Consider the following 19,256-nt stretch of genomic DNA (forward strand, 5'->3'; position numbering starts at 1 on the left):
TCTAGCCCCCGCGGCCGACGTCCCTGTGATAAGCCCACCCCTTGGGGGCGAATCGCGTCCAGCCGCTGGTGGGCGTGGCGGGCGGCGGTCCGGCCGGGTAGTACTTGTCTGGGCGGATGTGTAGTTTTGCAGCCCGGCAGCAGCAGTGAGTGAGCGATCCCGCGTAGGAACGGGGAAGGAACGGGAACGGGCGTGCATATCGTGATCATGGGGTGCGGCCGCGTCGGGTCGACGCTCGCCCATATCCTGGAGGACAAGGGTCATTCGGTGGCCATCATCGACCAGAACCCGGAGGCCTTCCGCAGGCTCCGCAGCGGGTTCAAGGGCCGCCGCGTCACCGGTTTCGGCTTCGACCGCGACGTGATCGCCGAGGCCGGCATCGAGCACGCCTCCGCGTTCGTGGCGGTCAGCAGCGGCGACAACTCCAACATCATCTCCGCCCGGGTGGCCCGGGAGACCTTCGGCGTCGACAACGTGGTGGCGCGGATCTACGACCCCCGCCGCGCCGAGGTCTACCAGCGCCTGGGCATCCCGACGGTGGCGACGGTGCGGTGGACCGCCGACCAGATCCTGCGGCGGCTGCTGCCCGAGGGCGCCGAGCCGCTGTACCGCGACCCGACCGGCGAGGTGGTGCTGGCCGAGCTGGACACCGGGCCGATCTGGGTCGGCGACAAGGTGACCACGCTGGAGGAGGCCGCCGACACCCGGGTGGCGTTCCTGTCGCGGATGGGCGAGGCGCTCGTCCCGCACGCCGACACGGTGATCCAGGACGGCGACATCGTGCACATCATCGCCCGTGCCGGCGATCTGGAACGGATCAACGCCGCGGTCGCGGTGCGCACCGAGGAGGACGCGTGATGCGGGTCGCGATCGCCGGGGCGGGGGCGGTGGGCCGCTCCATCGCCCAGGAGCTGCTGGAGAACGGCCACGAGGTGCTGCTGATCGACAAGAGCCCCAAGGCCATCAAGGTGGAGATGGTGCCGCGGGCCGAGTGGCTGCTGGCCGACGCCTGCGAGATCGCCTCGCTGGACGACGCCGCGCTGGAGCGCTGCCAGGTGGTGGTCGCCTCCTCCGGGGACGACAAGGTCAACCTGGTGGTGTCGCTGCTGGCCAAGACCGAGTACGGGGTGCCGCGCGTGGTGGCCCGGATCAACCACCCCAAGAACGAGTGGCTGTTCAACGAGTCGTGGGGTGTGGACGTGGCCGTCTCCACGCCGCGGCTGCTGTCGGCCCTGGTGGAGGAGGCGGTCAGCGTCGGCGACCTGGTCCGGCTGATGACCTTCCGGCAGGGCGAGGCCAACCTGGTGGAGCTGACGCTGCCGGAGGACGCGCCGCTGGGCGGCGAGCGGGTCGGGTCGGTGGACTGGCCGCGCGACACCGCCCTGGTGGCGATCCTGCGGGAGGGGCGGGTGCTGGTGCCAGCCGCCGACGACACGCTGGAGCCGGGCGACGAGCTGATGTTCGTGGCCAGCCAGGACGTGGAGGACGAGCTGGCCGAGCTCCTCGGCGCCCGCTGAGCGACGGCGCCCGCGGCGTCCCGGGGCCCGCCGGGCCCCGGCCGTCAGCGGGCGCCGGGCCCCGGCCGGAGCGGGGTGCGGCCGCGGGCCAGCACCCAGACCATCACGGCCAGCGCCGCCACCTGCAGCGGCCAGCCCATGGCGATCTTGGTGGCGCCCAGCAGCGCGCTCTGGTCGCCGTCGGCGAGGTAGATCGGGTACTGCACGACCACCCGCAGCACGCAGGGCGCCAGCAGGATCCAGGTCAGCCGGGAGCACAGCCGCAGGATCTGCGGGTCGGACCGCCAGCCGGTCGGGTCGCCGGTGACCGAGCCGATGATGAAGCCCACCACCGGCCAGCGGGCCAGGATGGACACCAGCATCGCCACCCCGTAGCCGGCGTTGACCAGGATGCCGGGCATGAAGGCGTCCTCGGCCTTGCCCGAGCGCAGCGCGAAGAACGCCGCGATCGCGATGCCGAGCAGGCTGTTGAGGACGAACTGCGGGTTGGAGCGCTGGACGAGCCGGACCGCCAGCAGCAGCACGGCCGCGCCGATGCCGACCGTGACGGCCGTCCTGACCTCGTGGGTCACGACGTAGGTGGCGGTGAAGCCGATGGTGGGGACGGCGGCCTCGACCATGCCGCGGACGCCGCCGAGCGCCTTGGACAGCTGCGCCCGCACCGCCGCCTCGACGGTGTCGTGCGCGCTGCCGCCCCGGGCCGCCGCGGTCGCGCCGCCGTCCGCGCCCTCCGCGGCGTCCGCGGCGTCCGCGCTCTCCGCGGCCTTGGCGGTCTCGGCCTTGGCCGTCTCGGTCTCGGCGCTCTCGGTCTCGGCGGCCGCGCCGGTGGCCGCCGGTCCCTCGCTCATCGGTCGCAAGGCGTCCTCTCCCGCTCGGATCGTTCGGTGGGTACGTCCGTCACGAGCCGCCGCGCAGTTCGTACCGGGGATTGAACATGACCTTGCGGCCGTCCTGCACGCTCACCAGGCCCTCGGCGTGCAGCCGCCGGCCGGGGTCGATCCCGGCGATCTTCCGCCGGCCCAGCCAGACCAGGTTGATCACGTCGGTGCCGTCGTAGAGCTCGGCCTCCAGGGCCGGGGCACCGCCGCGGGGTCGCAGGGTCACGGTCCGTAGCGTACCCGCCACGCGGGCGCGCTTGCGCGCGGCGCACGCCGTGATCGGCGTGGCCCCCTCCTCGTCGGAGGTCTTCTGCAGTTCCTCGGCCTCCAGCTCGGCCTTGCTGGAGGCCATGCGGCGCAGGAAGCGCCGCAGCCCGCCGCGGCCGCGCCCGTCCTCGGGAGCGGCGGTGGAAGCGGGCTCGCCCGTTTCCGGCTTCCTGTCGGCCGGCACCTCGTCCATGTTCGAAACCCTAAGGCATCACACCGCCCGACGAACCGCCCGACGGCCGACGAAGCTCCAGATGAGCGGATGGATGGCGAGATCTGGGGATCTCGTCCTGACCCCCGGGGCCTTCACCGAACCGAGACCGCGCGGGCGGCCCGGCACGGCCACGCCGGGACGGCCGACGGGCTAGGTTGGCGTGCGTCTATCACTCTGAGTAAACAAATCACTACGAATCAGTACGGAATTGAATGAACGCGGCAAAGGCAACGGGGGCGGCAATGCTGCGACGCGCGTATCGGCTGGTACCGGCCATGGTCCTGGTGGCGCCGGGGGCCGTGGCGTGCGGGGGCGGCGACGGCGGAGGGGACGGGTCCGGGGGCCCGGCCGGGCGGGCGGCGCCGTCCCCGCCCGCCCCGATCCGGTTCACGCCCGGCGACGGGGCCCGCGACGTGCGGCCCGACCGGCCGGTGATCGTCACGGCGGCGCGCGGAACGCTCCACAAGGTGGTCCTGCGGGGCGGCGGCGACCGCGCCGACGGGCGGCTGTCCCCCGACCGGCTCACCTGGCGCACCCGCTGGACACTGCGTCCCGCCACCACCTACACGGTGACCGCGACCGGCACCGGCGCCAGGGGCGAGCCGACCGCGCTCACCGGCCGGTTCACCACGCTCCGGCCGCCGGGGACGTTCGCGATCAGCGACGTCACGCCGCGCGCGGGCGAGGTGGTCGGGGCGGGCATGCCGCTGATCGTCACCTTCGACCGGCCGATCGCGCGCCGCGCCGCCGTGGAGGAGGCCCTGGAGGTCCGCATGCGGCGGGCGGTGCCGGGCGCCTGGCGCTGGACGGGCCCGCGCCAGGTGGTGTTCCGCCCGCGCCGCTACTGGCCGTCGGGCCAGCGGGTGACGCTGCTGGCCCACACGGCCGGGGTGCGGGCGGCCCCCGGCGTGTACGGGGCGTCCGGCCGGACGGCGGGGTTCCGGGTGGGCGTGCGCCGGATCAGCACCGTGGACGTGCGGCGGCACCGCATGACCGTCCAGGAGAACGGCAGGACGGTGCGGTCGGCGGGCATCAGCGCGGGCAAGGGCGGGACGCGGGCGTACACCACCACCAGCGGCGTCCACCTGGCGATGAGCAGGAACGACCCGATCACCATGACGTCGGCCTGGATGGGCGTGACCGACGAGGACGACCCCCGCTACTACAAGAAGAGCGTGCGCCACGCCGTGCAGATATCCAGCAGCGGGGAGTACGTGCACGCGGCGCCCTGGTCGCTCCGGCAGCAGGGGCGCGCGAACGTCAGCCACGGCTGCGTCAACGCCTCCCCTGAGTTCGCCCAATGGTTCTACGCGCGTTCACTGCGCGGCGACATCGTGCACGTGACGGGCACCGACCGCGCCCTGGAGCCCTACAACGGGTGGGGCTTCTGGCAGCTCTCGTGGAAGCAGTGGATGGCGGGCAGCGCCCTCGAGCGCCCGGTCGTGGACGGTCGCGCCCACTGATGTCCCGGTTCGGTCAGTGCGGGATGGGGACGGCGGTGCCGGAGACGCGGACGCGGGTGTCGTCCTCGCGCAGTTCCACGTGCAGCACGCCCGGCCGCCGCATGTCCTCGCCCTGGTGGAGGGTGAGCCGGGCGGCCGGGGCGACCTCGACCGCGCCGAGCCGCCGCAGGTAGGCGCCGAACGCGGCGGCCGCCGCCCCGGTCGCGGGGTCCTCCACCACGCCGCCCACCGGGAACGGGTCGCGCACGTGGAAGGTGTCGGGCGTCTCCCGCCAGGCCAGCTGCACGGTGGTGAGGTCGCGGGCGGTCATGTACGCGGCGAGCCGGTCGAAGTCGTAGTCGAGGTCGGCCAGCCGCCGCCGGGTCCCGGCCGCCAGCACCAGGTGCCGCGCCCCGGCGTAGGCGACGCGGGGCGGCAGCGCGGGGTCGAGGTCGGCCTCGTCCCAGCGCAGCGCGGCCAGCGCCTCGGCGAGGTAGCTGGGGCTGATCTCCTGGACGTAGGGCTCCACGCTGGTGAGCGTCGCGCGCGGCAGGCCGTCCGGGCCCGCCTCCACCTCGACCGGGACGAGCCCGACCTGGGTGGCGAACGAGATCGTCCCGGGCCCGGAGCGTTCCGCCAGGGCCACGGCGGTGGCGATGGTGGCGTGGCCGCAGAACGACACCTCGTCGCGGGGGCTGAAGTAGCGCACGGCCCACGTGCGCCCGGGCTCGCCGAGGTGGTCGGGGGCGCGGGTGAGGAAGGCGCTCTCGGAGTACCCGACCTCCGCCGCGATGGCCAGCATCGCCGAGTCGTCCAGGCCGGTGGCGTCCAGGACGATCCCGGCCGGGTTGCCGCCGCACGGGTCGGTGGTGAACGCCGCGTACCGGAGCACGGTGGGGGGCGACACGTCCCGCGCCATGGCGGGCGGCGGAGTCATCATGGCCGCGCCAACACCTCCGCCGCCGCTTTTATTCCCATTTGTCGATAAATCAGGGGGTTTCCTGGCGGGCGGGCCGGCGGAACAGCGGCAGCCTCGCCCGCGCCACGTCCAGGAAGAAGCCCACCTCGGCCACCCGCAGCAGCCGGGCGCCCGCGACGTACAGCAGCCCGCCCCCGAGACCGCCCACCGCCATCGCCAGCACCCCCGGCACCCGGTCCCCGGGAAGGTGCCCGAACGCCCACACGCACCCGGCCGCGAACAGCCCGCCCGGCAGCGCCGCCAGGTACAGCAGCGTCAGCGAGCGCAGGATGCGCCGCCCGTCCATGCCGCCCAGCCTCCGCCGCAGCACCAGCGTCGCCCCCGCCGTGCCCACGACGTAGAACAACCCGTAGGACACCGGAAGCCAGAACACCACGTGCCGGGCCGGCAGCAGCGCCAGCAGCCCCACCGCCATCGCCGCCTGCGCCAGGCCCGCCGGAACGGCCAGCAGCCCCGGCGTCCGGGTGTCCCCCAGCGCGTAGAACACCCGCATCTGCAGCTGGAACAGCGTGAACGGGATCACCATCACGGCGAACACCATCAGCACCAGCCCGATCCGCCGCGCGTCGACCGGCTCGGTGCTCCCGTACGCGAACAGCAGCACCGCCCCCGGGACCGCGAACACCAGCATCGCCACCGACAGCGGCACCAGCAGCGCCGAGGCCAGCCGCAGCCCGCGCGAGAAGTCGGCCCGCAGCAGGTCACGCCGCCCGTCGGCCACGTGCGCGCTCATCCGCGGCAGCAGCGCGGTGATCACCGACACCGCGATGATCGCGTACGGCAGCTGGAACACCACCTCGGCGAACTTGTACGCCGCCAGCCCCGCGCCCGGGGCCCCCGACTCCTCGGCCGCCCGCGCGCCCGCGCGGGTCGCCACGTTCGTGGAGACCAGCAGCCCGCCCTGCGCCACCACGATGTAGACCAGCATCCACAGCGCGCTCCGCGCCGCCTCCCCGAAACCCGAGCCGCGCAGGTCCAGCCGGGGCCGCCAGCGGAACCCCGCCCGCCACAGCGACCAGACCAGGATGAGGCTCTGCACCGCCGTGCCCAGCGCCGAGCCAAGCGCCAGGAGGGTCAGCTCGCCGTCGGTCACCGAGTCCACGGTCCGGCCCGGCCCCGCGACCGCCAGGAACGCCGCCCCGGCCCCGACGGTGATGAGGTTGTTGACGATCGGCGCCCACATCGGCGCGCCGAACCGCTCCCGCGCGTTCAGCAGCGCCCCGGCGACGCCGCTGACGCCGATGAACAGGATCTGCGCCAGCAGCAGCCGGGTCAGCAGCACCGCGATGTCGTACTGGCGGCCCGCGTACCCCGCGTACGCCGACACCAGCGGGCCCGCCGCCAGCATCGCGGCCGCGGTGAGCACCAGCAGCCCCGCCACCGCGGCCGTGAACAGCCGGTGCTCGGTGGCGGCGCCGCCGTCGGCGTCCCGCCTGCGCCGCTTGACCAGGAACGGCACGAACACGCTCGACAGCAGCCCGCCCAGCAGCAGCGCGTACACCGCGAAGGGGATCATGTCGGCGGTCTGGTAGGCGTCGCCCAGCAGCCCCACGCCCAGCGCCGCGCTCAGCACGGTGGTGCGCAGGAACCCGGTGGCGCGGGAGAACACCGTCCCGATCGCCATGACCGCGCTGGAGTGCGCCACCCCGGGCCGGGCCGCCCGGGCGGCGGTGCGGACCTCGTCCCGCTCGGCGCCCGGCCGGTCGGCCACGCCCGGGTCCCCGACGTCGCCGGGGTCGCGCATCGGGACCAGGCCGATCTCCGGCTCGGTGGGCGGCTCGTACCGCTCGGCGGCGTCGAAGACCGCGGGCATGACGGCCGCGCCGCGCTCCTCCCCGGCCCGCCGCTCCCGGCCCCGCCCGCCGCCCGCCCGCCCGGCCGGCTCGCCGCCGCCGGGCGCCTCCTCCCGCTCCTCGCTCAGGAGCGATCGCGCGCCGTCCTCCGGTTCCCGATTCACCCGCTCGTCCACACGAGGGACCCTACGCGCCCCCGTCCACCCCCCGTGACCACCGCCGACCAGCACCGCACCCCGTGCACGCCGGAGCGGGGCGTCCGCCTCGCGGCGGGCGCCCCGCTCCCGGGTGCGCGGTTCTGGTTCTCAGACGTTCACCGCCTCCACCGCCGGGACGCGGACCGCGCGGCGCGCCGAGCCGACCGCCGACGCCATCGTCAGCGCCACCGCGATGGCGACGACCGCCGCGAAGGTCAGCGGCTCCAGCTCCGGCAGCGCCGTCCCGGCCCGGGCGACGCCGAACGGCAGGACGGTGAACAGCGACGCGAACGCCCCGCACGCCACCCCGATCCCGGTCAGCAGCACGCCCTCCAGCGTCACCGCGCCCAGCACCTGGCCCGGCGTCGCGCCCGCCAGCCGCTGCTGCCCGAACTCCCGGCGCCGGTACGCGGTCGCCGCGATCAGCGTGTTCACCAGCATCAGCGCGGTGAAGACCAGGATCATCCCGATGACCACGAAGTTGAGCGTGGCGATGTTCTTCTGCTCCACCGTGGACGCCAGACCGGCCGCGGCCATGGCGTCGTTCTCGATCTCCTGCAGGTAGAGCGTGCCGACCGCGGCCCCGGTGAACAGGATGATCGGCATGACCGCCCCGGCCATCTGCCCGGTCCGCCGGCGCAGCGTGCTCACCGCCAGGTCGCCGGCCACGCCGAACCACCCCAGCGGGCGGGCCAGCAGCGCGGCGGCCGTCCGGATCAGCCACGGCGCCAGCAGCGCCAGCCCCAGCGAGGCCAGGATGTCGGCCTGCCCCGCGGTCGCCATGGCGTCCATGCCCTTGCCGCGCATCACCGTGGCGGTGACCACGGCCAGGTTCAGCGCCACCAGCAGGAACACGATCCCGGCCGCGACCCTGACCCTGCCCGCCCTGACCCGGCCCACGGCCGCGTCGGCCAGCGACTCGGCCACCCGGCCCCGCACCGTCCGGCGCACCGTGATGACGGCGGCGCCGGCCGCCGACACCAGCGTGATGCCCAGGCCCATCGCCAGGGCGAACGGGCCGAAGGAGTACGGCACCGACTCCGGCACCTGGTCGGTGGAGTGCAGCAGCTCCAGCAGGCCGGTGCCCGCCAGGTAGCCGGGCAGGACGGCCAGCGCCCAGGCCGCCACGGCCAGCCCGGACGCCTCGCCCACCACCATCCGGCCGATCTGGGCCGGGGTGGCGCCCACGCTCTTGAGCAGCGCCATCTCCTCGGCCCGCTGCCGGACCGACAGGGTCAGCGTGGAGGTGACCGCGAGGACCACCAGCATCAGCCCCCAGACCCCCACCACCGTGGCCATGATCACCAGCGTCTCCCGGGCCGCGCCGGTGGCCTCGCCGGCCACCGCGGTGTCCAGCATCGACGCGAAGGCCATCAGGATCGTCGCGCCCAGGAACATCGCCAGGAAGCTGGCGGCGAACCCGCCCGCCCGCGCCCGCAGCGACCGCAGAGCCAGCCCGAGCATCGTCACACCCCCGCCGCGACGCGCTGGCGCTCGACCTCGTCGGCCAGGTGCGTCATCCGCTCGGCCACCGCCTCGGCGGTGGGCGTCTGCAGGCTGCCGACCAGGCGGCCGTCGGCCAGGAACAGCACCGCGTCGGCGTACGAGGCCGCGACCGGGTCGTGGGTGACCATGACCACGGTCCGCCCGTACAGCCGCACCGACTCCCGCAGCAGCTCCAGCACCTCGCGGGCGCTGCGGGTGTCGAGCGCGCCGGTGGGCTCGTCCCCGAACACCACCTTCGGCTCGGTCACCAGCGCCCGCGCGATCGCGACCCGCTGCTGCTGGCCGCCCGACAGCTCCGCGGGCAGGTGGTGCAGCCGGTCGGCCAGCCCCACCCGTGCCAGCACCTCGCGGGCGCGGGCCCGGTCGACCTTCCGGCCCGCCAGCTTCAGCGGCAGCGTCACGTTCTGCATCACCGTCAGCGTCGGCAGCAGGTTGAACTGCTGGAACACGAACCCGATCCGCTGCCGCCGGAACTTGGTCAGCGCGGCCTCGCCGCCCCCGGCCGCCAGCTCGGCGCCGTCGACGTAGACCCGGCCCCCGGTCGGGCGGTCCAGCCCCGCCGCGCACTGCAGCAGCGTGCTCTTGCCGGACCCGGACGGGCCCATCACCGCGGTGAACGTCCCGGTCGGCAGCGACAGCGACACGCCGTCCAGCGCCGCCACCCGGTTCCCCGCCGTCCCGTAGACCTTGCGCACGTCCTCAAGCCTCAGCGCCTCCCCGGTGCCGACCGGCTCGCCCGCCCGCCGCCTGCTCCCCAGCATCGCCCTACCTCCTTGAACTCCTCCACGACCGCCCCTCGGCGCCTGGAATCGACGCTACGGAGCCCGCGGGCGGCCGACGATGGTCCCAGACCGCCGCTCGAGGTAGGCAAAACCCCACCTTCCCGCACCCGCGGCCCAGCAAGATCGGCCAGAATCGGGGCATGGAACCGGTACCTGAGGACTGGACGCGCGCGCTGGCGATCGTGGCGCACCCCGACGACCTGGAGTACGGCGGCTCCACCGCCGTCGCCAAGTGGACCGCGCAGGGCAAGACCGTGGTGGAGCTGCTGGCCACCCGGGGCGAGGCGGGCATCGACGGGATGGACCCGGAGGAGGCGGCCCGGGTCCGCAGCGTCGAGCAGGTCGAGGCGGCCCGCGCGGTCGGCGTGGAGAACGTCGAGTTCCTGGACCTGGCCGACGGGATCCTGGAGTACGGGCTGCCGCTGCGCCGGCTCCTGGCCGAGGCCATCCGGCGGCACCGGCCCGAGGTCGTCCTCTCGCTGAACTTCCGCGACACCTTCCCCGGCGGGGGCTTCAACATGGCCGACCACCGGGCGCTCGGCCTGGCCGTGGTGGACGCCATGCGGGACGCCTCCAACCGCTGGGTGTTCCGCGACCTGGACCTGGAGCCGTGGCAGGGCGTCCGGTTCGCGCTGTTCGGCGGCTCCCCGGAGTGCACCCACTACGTGGACGTCACCGGCCACCTCGACGCGGGCATCGCCTCCCTGGAGGCCCACAAGGTCTACTTCGCCGGGCTGGGCGAGGAGTTCGACGCCCGCGAGTTCCTGACCGGCCTGGTCGGCCCCGCGGGCGAGCAGGTCGGCGTGACCCACGCGATGCCGTTCGAGCTCATCGAGCCCTGACGCCGGCGGGGCGGGTCAGGCCGTCCTGCGGTGGACGGCGAACGAGGTGGTCCCGCTCAGGTCGCCGAGGCCGTAACCGTCGAGGACGACCACGTACCGGGGGCCGACGAGGTGCGGCAGCCCCGGAAGCCGGTCGGAGACGACGCGCCCCGCGCCGTCGGCGGTCAGGAAATCCCCGCTGTTCGCGCCGGCGGGCCCGTACGAGGTCGGCTTCTTCCACGTCACGAACAGCCGGTCGTCGTGGGCGGTGACCCCGGTGATGGCCGTCCAGGGCAGCGCGGCGAAGGCGGCGCGGCCCGGGGCGAGCCGCACGGCGACGGCGTAGGGGACCCGGTCGCGGCCGCTTGCGGTGACCCTGCCGTCCGGCCTGGAACCGGCCACCGCCCGGCACGCCACAAGCCGCTCGCCTCCCTCGCAGCGGTCGAGCGGCGCGCCGGTGCGGGCGAGCTCGCGGCCGGTGGACGGGTCGAGCGCCGCCGCGCCGTCGGGAAGCCGGACGATGACCGCCGTGGCCCCGGCCAGGTGGAGCGGCTCCGCTCCGGGACGGCTCCAGCGTGGCTTGCCGGTGGCCGCGTCCAGCCCCGCCACGCCGCCGCCCCGCTTCCTGACCACGACGATCCCGCCGGCGACGCCCACGGGATCGTGGCCGGGCCGGGACCACGCCCTGCGCCCGGTCGCGGCGTCCAGGACGGTCGTGACGACGTCGTCGGGACGGGAGTACACGGAGCGGTGACCGGAGCCGGCGGCCACCGTCCGGCCGGAGGCGACCACGGTCGTCGGTGCCCGCTCCTTCTCCGAGAACGCGGTCTTCCACCGGACCTTGCCGTCGACGGGCGACAGCGCCACCACTCCGTTCTCACCGCGCGTCCTGGCGTCGCCGTCGGACACGTCCGTGTACGGCACCACCAGCAGCCGCTCGCGTCCGGGTCCGGCGGCGACCTCGAAGTCCGCGGAGGCCAGCCGGAGGCCCGCGCCGAGCGTGCCTTCCACCGACACCGACCAGCGTTCCCGGCCGGTCGCGGCGTCGGCGGCGCCCACCCGCCAGCCGTTCCCGCCCCGGGCGTCCCGCCCGGAGTAGACGAGCGTCTCGTCGACGAGCCGCAGCCGCGCCACGCTCCGCAGTCCGAGCTCGCTCGCCCCCGCCGATCCCGAGCGCAGCGTGGCCTTCCCCTGCCACAGGGGGCGCGCTTCCACGGCCAGCGGCCCCTGCTCCGGAGCGCCGGAGGGGTCAGGGCCCGGCGGACGGACCGGTCCGGCGGCGGCACGGTGGATCGCCAGCCCGTTCGGCTCGGCGCGACCGGTGTCGCCCTCGACCCGGGTCCGGAAGGCGAGGAACCCGTCCGCGACGGCCGCGACCGGCTGGGGCAGCGCGTCGCCGAGCCTGTTGCCGGCGCGGTCCACCACGGCGCCGACGTGGACGTCGTCCTCGTCCAGCGAGCTGAGGAAGATCCGGTTCCCGTGGACGGCGTCCACCGACACCTTGGCGGCCCCCGCGCCGAGCACCCTCCTCCCGGTCATCGACGGCACGCCGCTCCCGCCCGCGATCCGGACCGTGACCAGCGAGCCGGACCGGACGGAGCAGGCGATGAGGCCGTGCCCGTCGTCGGCGCACCCGGCCACCTGCGCGCGCAGCCGGTGCACCACCCCGCCGGTCGCGGTGCTCACCAGCAGGCTGCCCGAGCCGTCCACCGTGCTGCCCGTCCGGACGACGGCGTGCGTGGGCGTGGCCGCCATGAGCTGGGAGCTCGTGTGGCCAGAGCCCAGGCTCCAGCGGTCCCGTCCGGTGGCGGCGTCCAGGGCCACCAGCGACACCTGCCCGAACTCGGAGGGCCCGGTCTCGGAAAGGCCGGCCGGGGTGTCGGACATCCCCGCGTACTTCTCGGCCAGGACGACATCTCCAGCGAACCGCAGGCCCCAGACGCCCGGCCGCCGCCACAGCTCGCGCTTTCCGGCGGCGTCGAGCGCGACCGTCACCAGCCCGTCCCCCGAGGCGGTGCGGGCGACGGCCAGGACGGCACGGTCACCGGCCGCCATCGGCCGGATCTCCCCGCCGAGCCGCTCCAGCGCGTCGCCGTCGTCCTCGCCCGGCCGGACGATCGGGCGCTTCCACCGGACGCTCCCGTCCCGGCCGGACAGGGCCGCGACGCCCTGCTCACGCGGCGCCTCGAAGGTGTCGCCGACGTAGTAGGGGACGAGGACGGTCCAGTCGTCCCCGGTCCCCGCGAGCACCGGGCGTCCCGTACCGCCCAGCGCTCCACCGGCCGTCGACCCCGTCCGGGCCGCCTGGTACACGGCTCCGCCGCCGCCCTTGAGGGTCGCGCCGCGCTCCAGGGTCCAGCGGGGCAGCCCGGTCGCCGCGTCGACCACCGCCAGCCGGCCCTCGGCGTCGCCGACGACGGCGTCGCCACCGCGCAGCTCCACGCCCGTCCTCTTGTTCAGGCCGAGCCTGACCCCCTCCCACAGGGGCCGCTCGCTGAAGGAGACGGGGCCGGGACTCCTCTCCCCGTCAGGCAGGGGCTCGGGGCCGGGCTCGGACCCGGCGGAGAACCACACCCAGCCCCCGGCGACCAGGACCGCCACGGCGAGGGCGACCGCGGTCCAGCGCATCCGTCCGCTCATGGGCCCGCCCCCGCCGCATCGAAGTGATCTTCAATGGATGGGACTCCCCCGGCCGCCGGGAGGTTCCGCCCCGGTTTTAGCCCTCCTTTCGGCGGCGGGCGGGATCATCCTCGGGAGCGGCGGGGCGGGAGCGAAGGGCGGGTCCATGGCGGGACGAACGGCTCCGATCCACCGGTACGGCGGGCGCGACCTGTGGCGCCGGTCCCTGGAGTGGAACGGCATCGCCGTCGAGCACGTCCGCTGGCGGGCGGCCGATGACTCCGAGGGCCTCACCGAGCGCCCCGAGCACCTGCTGTTCGTCACCCTCTCCGGGACGACCGGGCGCACCACCGCCGTCGTCGACGGGGAGCGCCGCTCGGAGACCGCCGACTTCCCCGGCGCGGCGACGTTCATCCCCGGCACGCGCCGCCGCTGGACCCGCTACCAGGGCGGGACGATCACCTATGCCGCGCTCCGGCTCGACCCGTCCCACCTGCACGCCCTCGGCGGAGCCGGCCGCCTCGGCGACACCCGCCGGATCGAGTTCGGCGCCTTCACCAACCGGCCCGACCCGTTCCTGCACCAGCTGGCCGCGGCGCTGGTGGACGGCCCGCCCGGCGGCGGCGCCGCCGACCAGCTCTTCGCCGACAGCCTCGCGACGACGCTGATGCTGCACCTCGTCCGGCGCTACTCCAACCTCGCCGGGCCGCACCGGGCGGCGGCGCCGCGCCGTCCCCGGCCCCTGAACGGGACGGCGCTGCGCGCGGTGCTCGACCACATCCACGGCAACCTCGGCGAGGACCTGCGGATGGACGCTCTCGCGGCCGTCGCCGGGATGGACCGCCACCACTTCGCGCGCGCGTTCAAGGCCGCGACCGGGACCCCGCCTCACCGGTACGTGACCGAGCGGCGCCTGGAGCTGGCCGCCCGGCTGCTGCGCGAGCGCGCCGACCCGCCGCACGCGATCGCCGACATCGCCTACCAGGTGGGCCTGTCCAGCCAGAGCCACCTGACGACCGCGTTCCGCAGGCGGTACGGGGCGACGCCGCACGCCTACCGCCGCGCCCACGGCGATCCGGTCTGAACCCTAGAGCCCTAGAGTTCGACCAGCCCGTCCTTGAACACCTTCCCCGGGTACCAGGGGGCGGAGTCGATGCCGGAGAACCCCGGGATCGACTCCATGTACCGCACCATGCGGCGCCGCGCCGCGCGGTCGGGCAGCGGGCCGCGCATGGCCGCGACGTTCTCCTCGGCGTGCGCCGGGTTCGTCGTCGCGGGCAGCACGCACGTGACCCCCGGGTGCGAGATCACGTACTTGAGGAAGAACTGCGCCCAGGTCTCGCAGCCGAACTCCCGCGCGAACCCGGGCACCCCGCGGTCGCCCACGACCGCGTGCAGCCGGGCCTTCTCCAGCGGCATGTTGACCATGACGGCGGTGCCGTGGTCGGCCGCCGCCGGCAGGATCCGCCGCTCCGCCTCCCGCATGAAGATCGAGTACCGGACCTGGACGACGTCCAGGTCCCCGGTGCGGATCCAGCGCTCGACCGCCGGGGCCTGCTCGGGGATCTCGTGGTGGGTGACGCCCAGGTACCGGATCCGCCCCTCGCGCTTCAGCCGCCGCAGGATCGGCAGGATCATGGGCGCGTTGGTCAGGCTGTGCACCTGGACGGCGTCCAGCCGGCTCCGGCGCAGCCGCCGCAGCGACTGCTCGAACTGCCGCACCGCATGGCTGTCGTCGTTGAAGAACTCCCCGCACGCCCAGCTCTTGTCGGTGAGGAAGAGCCGGTCGGTGATGCCCAGCTCGCGGGCGAACTCCCCGACGTTGGCCTCCGACGTCCCGTACAGGGCGGAGGTGTCGACCACCCGGCCGCCGCCCTCCCAGAACCGGCTCATGACCTCCTTGATGTGGCCGCGCGGGGCGTGCGGCAGCTTGTCGAAGGTCATGAACGTGCCCAGTCCCACCGCCGGGACCCGTTCGCCGGTGCCGGGGATCTCCCGCGTCACCAGGTCCCGTCCGCCCGGAGCGCGCCCGCCGGGGGCGCCGCCGGACGCGGTCGCGGTGCCGCCGCTCGCCCCCGCCGAGGTCGGCGCCCGCGCGCCCGCGCCCGCCACTTTGATCACTTTCCGCCGCGAGGGCCGTTCCGCCGTCATGTCCGCTCCTCGTTCCCGCATCGTCCGCGATCGGCTCGTATCGCGGCCGATGCTGCCGGGCGGGCGGGAGGGGCGTCTTTCACGTCCGTGCCGGTTGCGAAATCGTGGCGCGGGCGGAAGGGCGGGAGGCGGGCCCGCGGTGAAAGGCCGGGTCAGCGGACCTCGGTGATCTCCGGTCCGCGTTCGAAGGGGTTGAAGGTCTCGACCTTCTCCTCCTCCTCGTCCTCGGACGCCTCGCTGAACTCCTTGGGGATCTGCAGCTCCAGCAGCTCCCGCGGGGGCATCGGCGACTCGCCCCGGACGATCACGATGTTGCGGAACACGTCCTCGAGGACCTGCCACTGCTCCTCGTCCTCGATCGCGGCGCCCTGCACCACGGCCTGCAGGAACCAGCGCGGGCCGTCCACCCCGATGAAGCGGATCAGCTGCGGCGCCCAGCCCTGCTCGATGAACTCGGCCGGGATCTGCTCCCGGACCTCCTGCGGCATCTCGGCGAGGACCTCCTCGGTCAGCGCCGCGGGGACCATCGCCAGCAGCTCGGGGCCGAACGGGCCCTCGTTGTCCTGGGTCTGGCCCTGGGCCTCCTCCTGGATGTCCTTGGCGGTCTCCCGCCGGACCTCGTCCCAGATCCCGCTGCGCTTGGGAGCGGCGAACGCCTGCAGCTGCATGGCGCTCTCCTCGTACTGCACCAGCACCGCGACCGGGCGCCCGTCCAGCGGGTTGCCCTCGTCGTCGACCTGGGTGGCCTCGAAGTTCACCTGGAAGCCCAGCCCGGGTGCCACCGGCACCTGCAGCGACCCGAAGTCCAGGCGCTGCAGCTCCGGGTACTCGTCCTCGGAGTCCCAGGGGCCGCTGCCGGCGTCATTCTCGGGAGCCTCGTCGGCCGCGGCGTCCTCGGCCGAGGCGACCTCGGTCTCCTCGTCGGCCGGCTCGGGCCCCTTGGCGGGCTCATCGGCCTGACGGCGACGTCCAAAAGCCACGACTCACGCTCCTTCTTCGCTCTGCCCATTATCGGCGAACCCGCCAGTGGAACCGAACCCGCCGGTGCCGCGCGCGGATCCCGGAAGCTCGGTGACCTCGTGGAAGACCGCGCGCTCCACCCGCTGCACGACCATCTGGGCGATGCGGTCGCCGCGCCGCAGCCGGACGGTGCCGCGGGGGTCGGTGTTCAGCAGGGTCACCTTGATCTCACCCCGGTAGCCGGCATCGACGGTACCGGGAGCGTTCACTATGGTCACCCCCAACCTAGCGCCCAATCCGGAGCGGGGGTGAACGAAGGCGGCGTAGCCGTCGGGCAGCGCGATGGAGATGCCGGTGGGCACGACCGCGCGCTCCCCGGGGGGCAGTTCGACGTCGACGCGGGCGACCAGGTCCGCGCCCGCGTCACCGGCGTGCGCGTAGGACGGGAGGGGCAGTTCGGGGTCCAGCCGGCGGACGAGGACGTCGACCTTGTTCGTCACGGAGTGTCACCTCACGGTCGCGATGGCGGGGACGGCAGTCATGGCTCGCCCTACGGCCACAGAACCGTTCGGACCGGCCAGACCGACCTTACCGATCGTCCCGGCCCGCTCCGTCCAGGCGCGCCCGCGCTCACGGGAAGCCGCGCGCGCTGGAACCCTTGAGCCGGTCCGGGCGTCGATGTGGGTGGATCGATCGCACCGAGGAAGGCCCGCCGTGTTCCTGCTGCCGCTGCTGCTCGCCGTGGCCGACCTCTTCACGGGGCAGAGCACGGCGGCGAGCCTGGCGGCGCTGACGATCGCGGGCCTGCTGCTGCTGGCCGCGCGCCTCGTCGTACGGCGCGGCCGGCGCGCCTTCCCCGCGGGCGTCCGCACCACCCTGCGCGAGCGTACGCTCCGCACGGCCTTCCTGTCCCAGCGCGACCCCGACGCGGCGGGGCGCCCCCGTCCCAGAGCCCCCGGGCTGGAGATCACGACCGTCCCGTCGATCTCCTCCTCGTCCCGGAAGGCTCCTCATGTTCCTGCTCGACGTCCCCGTCTCCATCACGCATGACCTGGTCGGCTCGCTGGCCGGCGCGCTCGACCCGGTCGCGGGCGGCCTGGCCGCTCCCGCCGCGATCATCCTGTTCACCGCCGCCGTACGGCTGCTGCTGGTGCCGCTGGCGGTCGCCCAGGCCCGCGGCGAACGGGCCCGGCTGCGGCTCCTCCCCAAGATGCGGGCGCTGCAGAAGAAGCACGCCCGCGACCCCGAACGGCTGCGCCGGGAGATGGCCGGCCTGTACGCGGCCGAGGGGGCGTCGCCGCTCGCCGGGTGCCTGCCCGCCCTGGCGCAGTGGCCGTTCTTCGCCGTCATGTACCAGCTCTTCGTCTCCGCGACCGTGGCCGGCCACCAGAACCTCCTGCTGACGCACACCCTGGCGGGCGTCCCGCTCGGCCAGAACCTGCTCAGCGTCGGGCTGTTCTCCCCGGGCGCCCTGGTGTTCCTCGTGCTGCTCGTCCTGCTGGGCCTGGTGGCGTGGTGGTCGTCGCGGCGGGTGACGGCAGAGGGGCCGATGGGGCGCGTGGCGCGGCTGCTGCCGTTCGGCACGGTGGCGGTCGCGGCGTTCGTCCCGCTGGCGGCGGGCCTCTACCTGCTGACCTCCACGGCGTGGGCGGCGGCGGAGCGGGCGATCCTGCACCGCCGCGTGGTCGCGGCGTCCTGACATTTGGCTCTTGAGGCCCGGCTCTTGAGGCTCGGCGCTTGACGCCGTGGCGGGCGGTGGTTTCGATGGAAACCGAATCGCATTCTGACATTCTGACGATGGATTCCGACCACGGAGGGACGGCATGACGACCCGGACCCACCGCCCGCCCGACGCCGACCTGTCGGACCTGACGTTCTGGTCCCGGCCCCCGGCCGCCCGGGAGCGGGCCTTCGCGACCCTGCGCGAGCTGGACGACCCGCCCTTCTTCCCCGAGCTCAAGCTGCCCCTCATCAAGTCCGGCGCGGGCTACTACGCGCTGGTCCGGCACGCCGACGTGGTGGAGGCCAGCCGCACCCCCGACGTCTTCAGCAGCGAGCCGTGCTCCAACAGCATCGCCGACCTCCCCCGCTACATGGCCCGCTACTTCGGCTCCATGATCAACATGGACGATCCGCGGCACGCCAAGATCCGGCGGATCGTGTCCCGCGCGTTCACCCCGCGGGTGCTGGCCAAGCTGGAGACCGACCTGCAGGCCACCGCGACCCGGATCGTCGACGACCTGCTCGCCCGCGCCCCCGGCGACCGCGCGGGCGGGGACTTCGTCACGGACGTGGCGGCGCGGCTGCCCGTTCAGGTCATCTGCGACATGATGGGCATCCCCGAGGCCGCCCGCCCCATGGTGTACGAGGCGACCAACACCATCCTGGGCCTGGGCGACCCCGAGTACACCGGCGGGCGCGCGTTCGTCCGCGAGCGCATCACCCGCTCCGGCGTCCTGTACGGCCTCGCCCGGGCCATGACCGCCGGGTACGAGCTCAACCACCTGGCCATGAAGCTGGCCCGCCGGCGCCGCCGCGACCCCGGCGACGACCTCGTCTCGGCGCTGGTGGCCGCCGACGTCGACGGCGAGTCCCTCACCGACCAGGAGATCGGCTCCTTCTTCATCCTGCTGGTCGTCGCGGGCAACGAGACCACGCGCAACGCCATGTCGCACGGGCTCAAGCTGCTGACCGACAATCCCGGCCAGCGCGAGCTGCTCCTGGACGACTTCGACGGCCGCGTGGCCGGCGCCGTGGAGGAGATCGTCCGCATGGCCACGCCGGTCATCCAGTTCCGCCGCACGGTGACGCGCGAACACGAGATGAACGGCCATCTCTACCGTCCCGGCGACAAGGTCCTGCTCTTCTACAACTCCGCCAACCGCGACGCGACGGTGTTCGAGGACCCCGGCGTCTTCGACATCACCCGCTCACCGAACCCGCACGTCGGATTCGGCGGCCCCGGACCCCATTTCTGCCTGGGCGCCAATCTCGCCCGCCGCGAGATCACCGTGATGTTCCGGGAACTGTTCACCCGGGTCCCGGAAATCCGCGCGGCGGGCGAGCCGGACCGCCTCTTCTCCAATTTCATCAACGGCATCAAGCACTTGCGCTTCACGTACTGACGGTC

At 74.3% G+C, this 19,256-nt stretch carries 18 protein-coding genes; 8 read left to right on the forward strand and 10 right to left on the reverse strand.

The features are described 5' to 3' along the window. Nucleotides 1-192 precede the first annotated feature (192 nt). Together ACFPZN_RS23490 and ACFPZN_RS23495 are read left to right on the forward strand one after the other, a co-directional pair. Nucleotides 193-858: a potassium channel family protein gene (locus tag ACFPZN_RS23490; protein WP_378284262.1), complete on the forward strand. Its 666-nt coding sequence runs from the start codon at nt 193-195 to the stop codon at nt 856-858. Continuing rightward, nucleotides 858-1,517: a potassium channel family protein gene (locus ACFPZN_RS23495; protein ID WP_378284263.1), complete on the forward strand. Its 660-nt coding sequence runs from the start codon at nt 858-860 to the stop codon at nt 1,515-1,517. Before ACFPZN_RS23490 ends, ACFPZN_RS23495 begins: the two co-directional genes overlap by 1 nt. Before the next feature lie 44 nt (nt 1,518-1,561). Here ACFPZN_RS23495 and ACFPZN_RS23500 read toward each other — a convergent pair whose 3' ends face one another. After that, nucleotides 1,562-2,365: a DUF3159 domain-containing protein gene (locus ACFPZN_RS23500; protein WP_378284264.1), complete on the reverse strand. Its 804-nt coding sequence runs from the start codon at nt 2,363-2,365 to the stop codon at nt 1,562-1,564. A 49-nt stretch (nt 2,366-2,414) separates the two neighbouring features. Then, complete coding sequence (locus ACFPZN_RS23505; RefSeq protein WP_378284265.1) at nt 2,415-2,855, reverse strand: OB-fold nucleic acid binding domain-containing protein; 441 nt, start codon at nt 2,853-2,855, stop codon at nt 2,415-2,417. 263 nt (nt 2,856-3,118) lie between these two features. Here ACFPZN_RS23505 and ACFPZN_RS23510 point away from each other — a divergent pair, with 263 nt between their 5' ends. Beyond that, nucleotides 3,119-4,339, forward strand: coding sequence for a L,D-transpeptidase (locus ACFPZN_RS23510; protein WP_378284266.1), 1,221 nt, complete (start codon nt 3,119-3,121; stop codon nt 4,337-4,339). Nucleotides 4,340-4,352: 13 nt separating this feature from the next. Here ACFPZN_RS23510 and ACFPZN_RS23515 read toward each other — a convergent pair whose 3' ends face one another. The 4 genes from ACFPZN_RS23515 to ACFPZN_RS23530 all read right to left on the reverse strand — a co-directional run bounded on the left by ACFPZN_RS23515 (nt 4,353) and on the right by ACFPZN_RS23530 (nt 9,554). After that, a complete protein-coding gene (locus ACFPZN_RS23515; protein ID WP_378284267.1) occupies nt 4,353-5,258 on the reverse strand; it encodes a PhzF family phenazine biosynthesis protein in 906 nt (301 codons plus the stop codon). A 49-nt stretch (nt 5,259-5,307) separates the two neighbouring features. Then, nucleotides 5,308-7,110: a murein biosynthesis integral membrane protein MurJ gene (gene murJ / locus ACFPZN_RS23520; RefSeq protein WP_378284297.1), complete on the reverse strand. Its 1,803-nt coding sequence runs from the start codon at nt 7,108-7,110 to the stop codon at nt 5,308-5,310. A 285-nt stretch (nt 7,111-7,395) separates the two neighbouring features. Continuing rightward, nucleotides 7,396-8,751: an FtsX-like permease family protein gene (locus tag ACFPZN_RS23525; RefSeq protein WP_378284268.1), complete on the reverse strand. Its 1,356-nt coding sequence runs from the start codon at nt 8,749-8,751 to the stop codon at nt 7,396-7,398. Nucleotides 8,752-8,753: 2 nt separating this feature from the next. After that, nucleotides 8,754-9,554 (reverse strand): ABC transporter ATP-binding protein, encoded by an 801-nt coding sequence (locus tag ACFPZN_RS23530; RefSeq protein WP_378284270.1) that lies wholly within the window; start codon nt 9,552-9,554, stop codon nt 8,754-8,756. A gap of 161 nt (nt 9,555-9,715) precedes the next feature. Here ACFPZN_RS23530 and ACFPZN_RS23535 point away from each other — a divergent pair, with 161 nt between their 5' ends. After that, nucleotides 9,716-10,417, forward strand: a complete 702-nt coding sequence (locus ACFPZN_RS23535; RefSeq protein WP_378284271.1) for a PIG-L deacetylase family protein — start codon at nt 9,716-9,718, stop codon at nt 10,415-10,417. Between the two features lie 15 nt (nt 10,418-10,432). Here ACFPZN_RS23535 and ACFPZN_RS23540 read toward each other — a convergent pair whose 3' ends face one another. Beyond that, a complete protein-coding gene (locus ACFPZN_RS23540) occupies nt 10,433-13,036 on the reverse strand; it encodes an outer membrane protein assembly factor BamB family protein (RefSeq protein ID WP_378284273.1) in 2,604 nt (867 codons plus the stop codon). Nucleotides 13,037-13,181: 145 nt separating this feature from the next. On the opposite strand from ACFPZN_RS23540, the gene ACFPZN_RS23545 reads away from it, so the two are divergent. After that, nucleotides 13,182-14,099: a helix-turn-helix domain-containing protein gene (locus ACFPZN_RS23545; RefSeq protein WP_378284274.1), complete on the forward strand. Its 918-nt coding sequence runs from the start codon at nt 13,182-13,184 to the stop codon at nt 14,097-14,099. Nucleotides 14,100-14,110: 11 nt separating this feature from the next. On the opposite strand, the gene ACFPZN_RS23550 is transcribed toward ACFPZN_RS23545, so the two are convergent. The 3 genes from ACFPZN_RS23550 to dut all read right to left on the reverse strand — a co-directional run bounded on the left by ACFPZN_RS23550 (nt 14,111) and on the right by dut (nt 16,626). Next, nucleotides 14,111-15,166 (reverse strand): aldo/keto reductase, encoded by a 1,056-nt coding sequence (locus tag ACFPZN_RS23550; protein WP_378284275.1) that lies wholly within the window; start codon nt 15,164-15,166, stop codon nt 14,111-14,113. 152 nt (nt 15,167-15,318) lie between these two features. Then, complete coding sequence (locus ACFPZN_RS23555; protein ID WP_378284276.1) at nt 15,319-16,146, reverse strand: DUF3710 domain-containing protein; 828 nt, start codon at nt 16,144-16,146, stop codon at nt 15,319-15,321. A 3-nt stretch (nt 16,147-16,149) separates the two neighbouring features. After that, complete coding sequence (dut, locus tag ACFPZN_RS23560) at nt 16,150-16,626, reverse strand: dUTP diphosphatase (RefSeq protein WP_378284277.1); 477 nt, start codon at nt 16,624-16,626, stop codon at nt 16,150-16,152. 214 nt (nt 16,627-16,840) lie between these two features. Between dut and ACFPZN_RS23565 the strand changes: the two genes are divergently transcribed. The 3 genes from ACFPZN_RS23565 (at nt 16,841) to ACFPZN_RS23575 (ending at nt 19,251) form a co-directional block, all read left to right on the forward strand. Continuing rightward, the gene (locus ACFPZN_RS23565; protein ID WP_378284278.1) at nt 16,841-17,176 is read left to right on the forward strand and encodes a DUF6412 domain-containing protein; all 336 of its coding nucleotides are present in this window, start codon (nt 16,841-16,843) and stop codon (nt 17,174-17,176) included. Continuing rightward, on the forward strand, nt 17,139-17,825 hold the full coding sequence (locus ACFPZN_RS23570) for a YidC/Oxa1 family membrane protein insertase (protein WP_378284279.1): 687 nt from the start codon (nt 17,139-17,141) through the stop codon (nt 17,823-17,825). The genes ACFPZN_RS23565 and ACFPZN_RS23570 overlap by 38 nt, the downstream gene beginning before the upstream one ends. Before the next feature lie 124 nt (nt 17,826-17,949). Beyond that, complete coding sequence (locus ACFPZN_RS23575; protein ID WP_378284280.1) at nt 17,950-19,251, forward strand: cytochrome P450; 1,302 nt, start codon at nt 17,950-17,952, stop codon at nt 19,249-19,251. Nucleotides 19,252-19,256: the final 5 nt, after the last annotated feature.

It is taken from the genome of Actinomadura rugatobispora, from assembly GCF_042656285.1.
Taxonomy (GTDB): domain Bacteria; phylum Actinomycetota; class Actinomycetes; order Streptosporangiales; family Streptosporangiaceae; genus Spirillospora; species Spirillospora rugatobispora.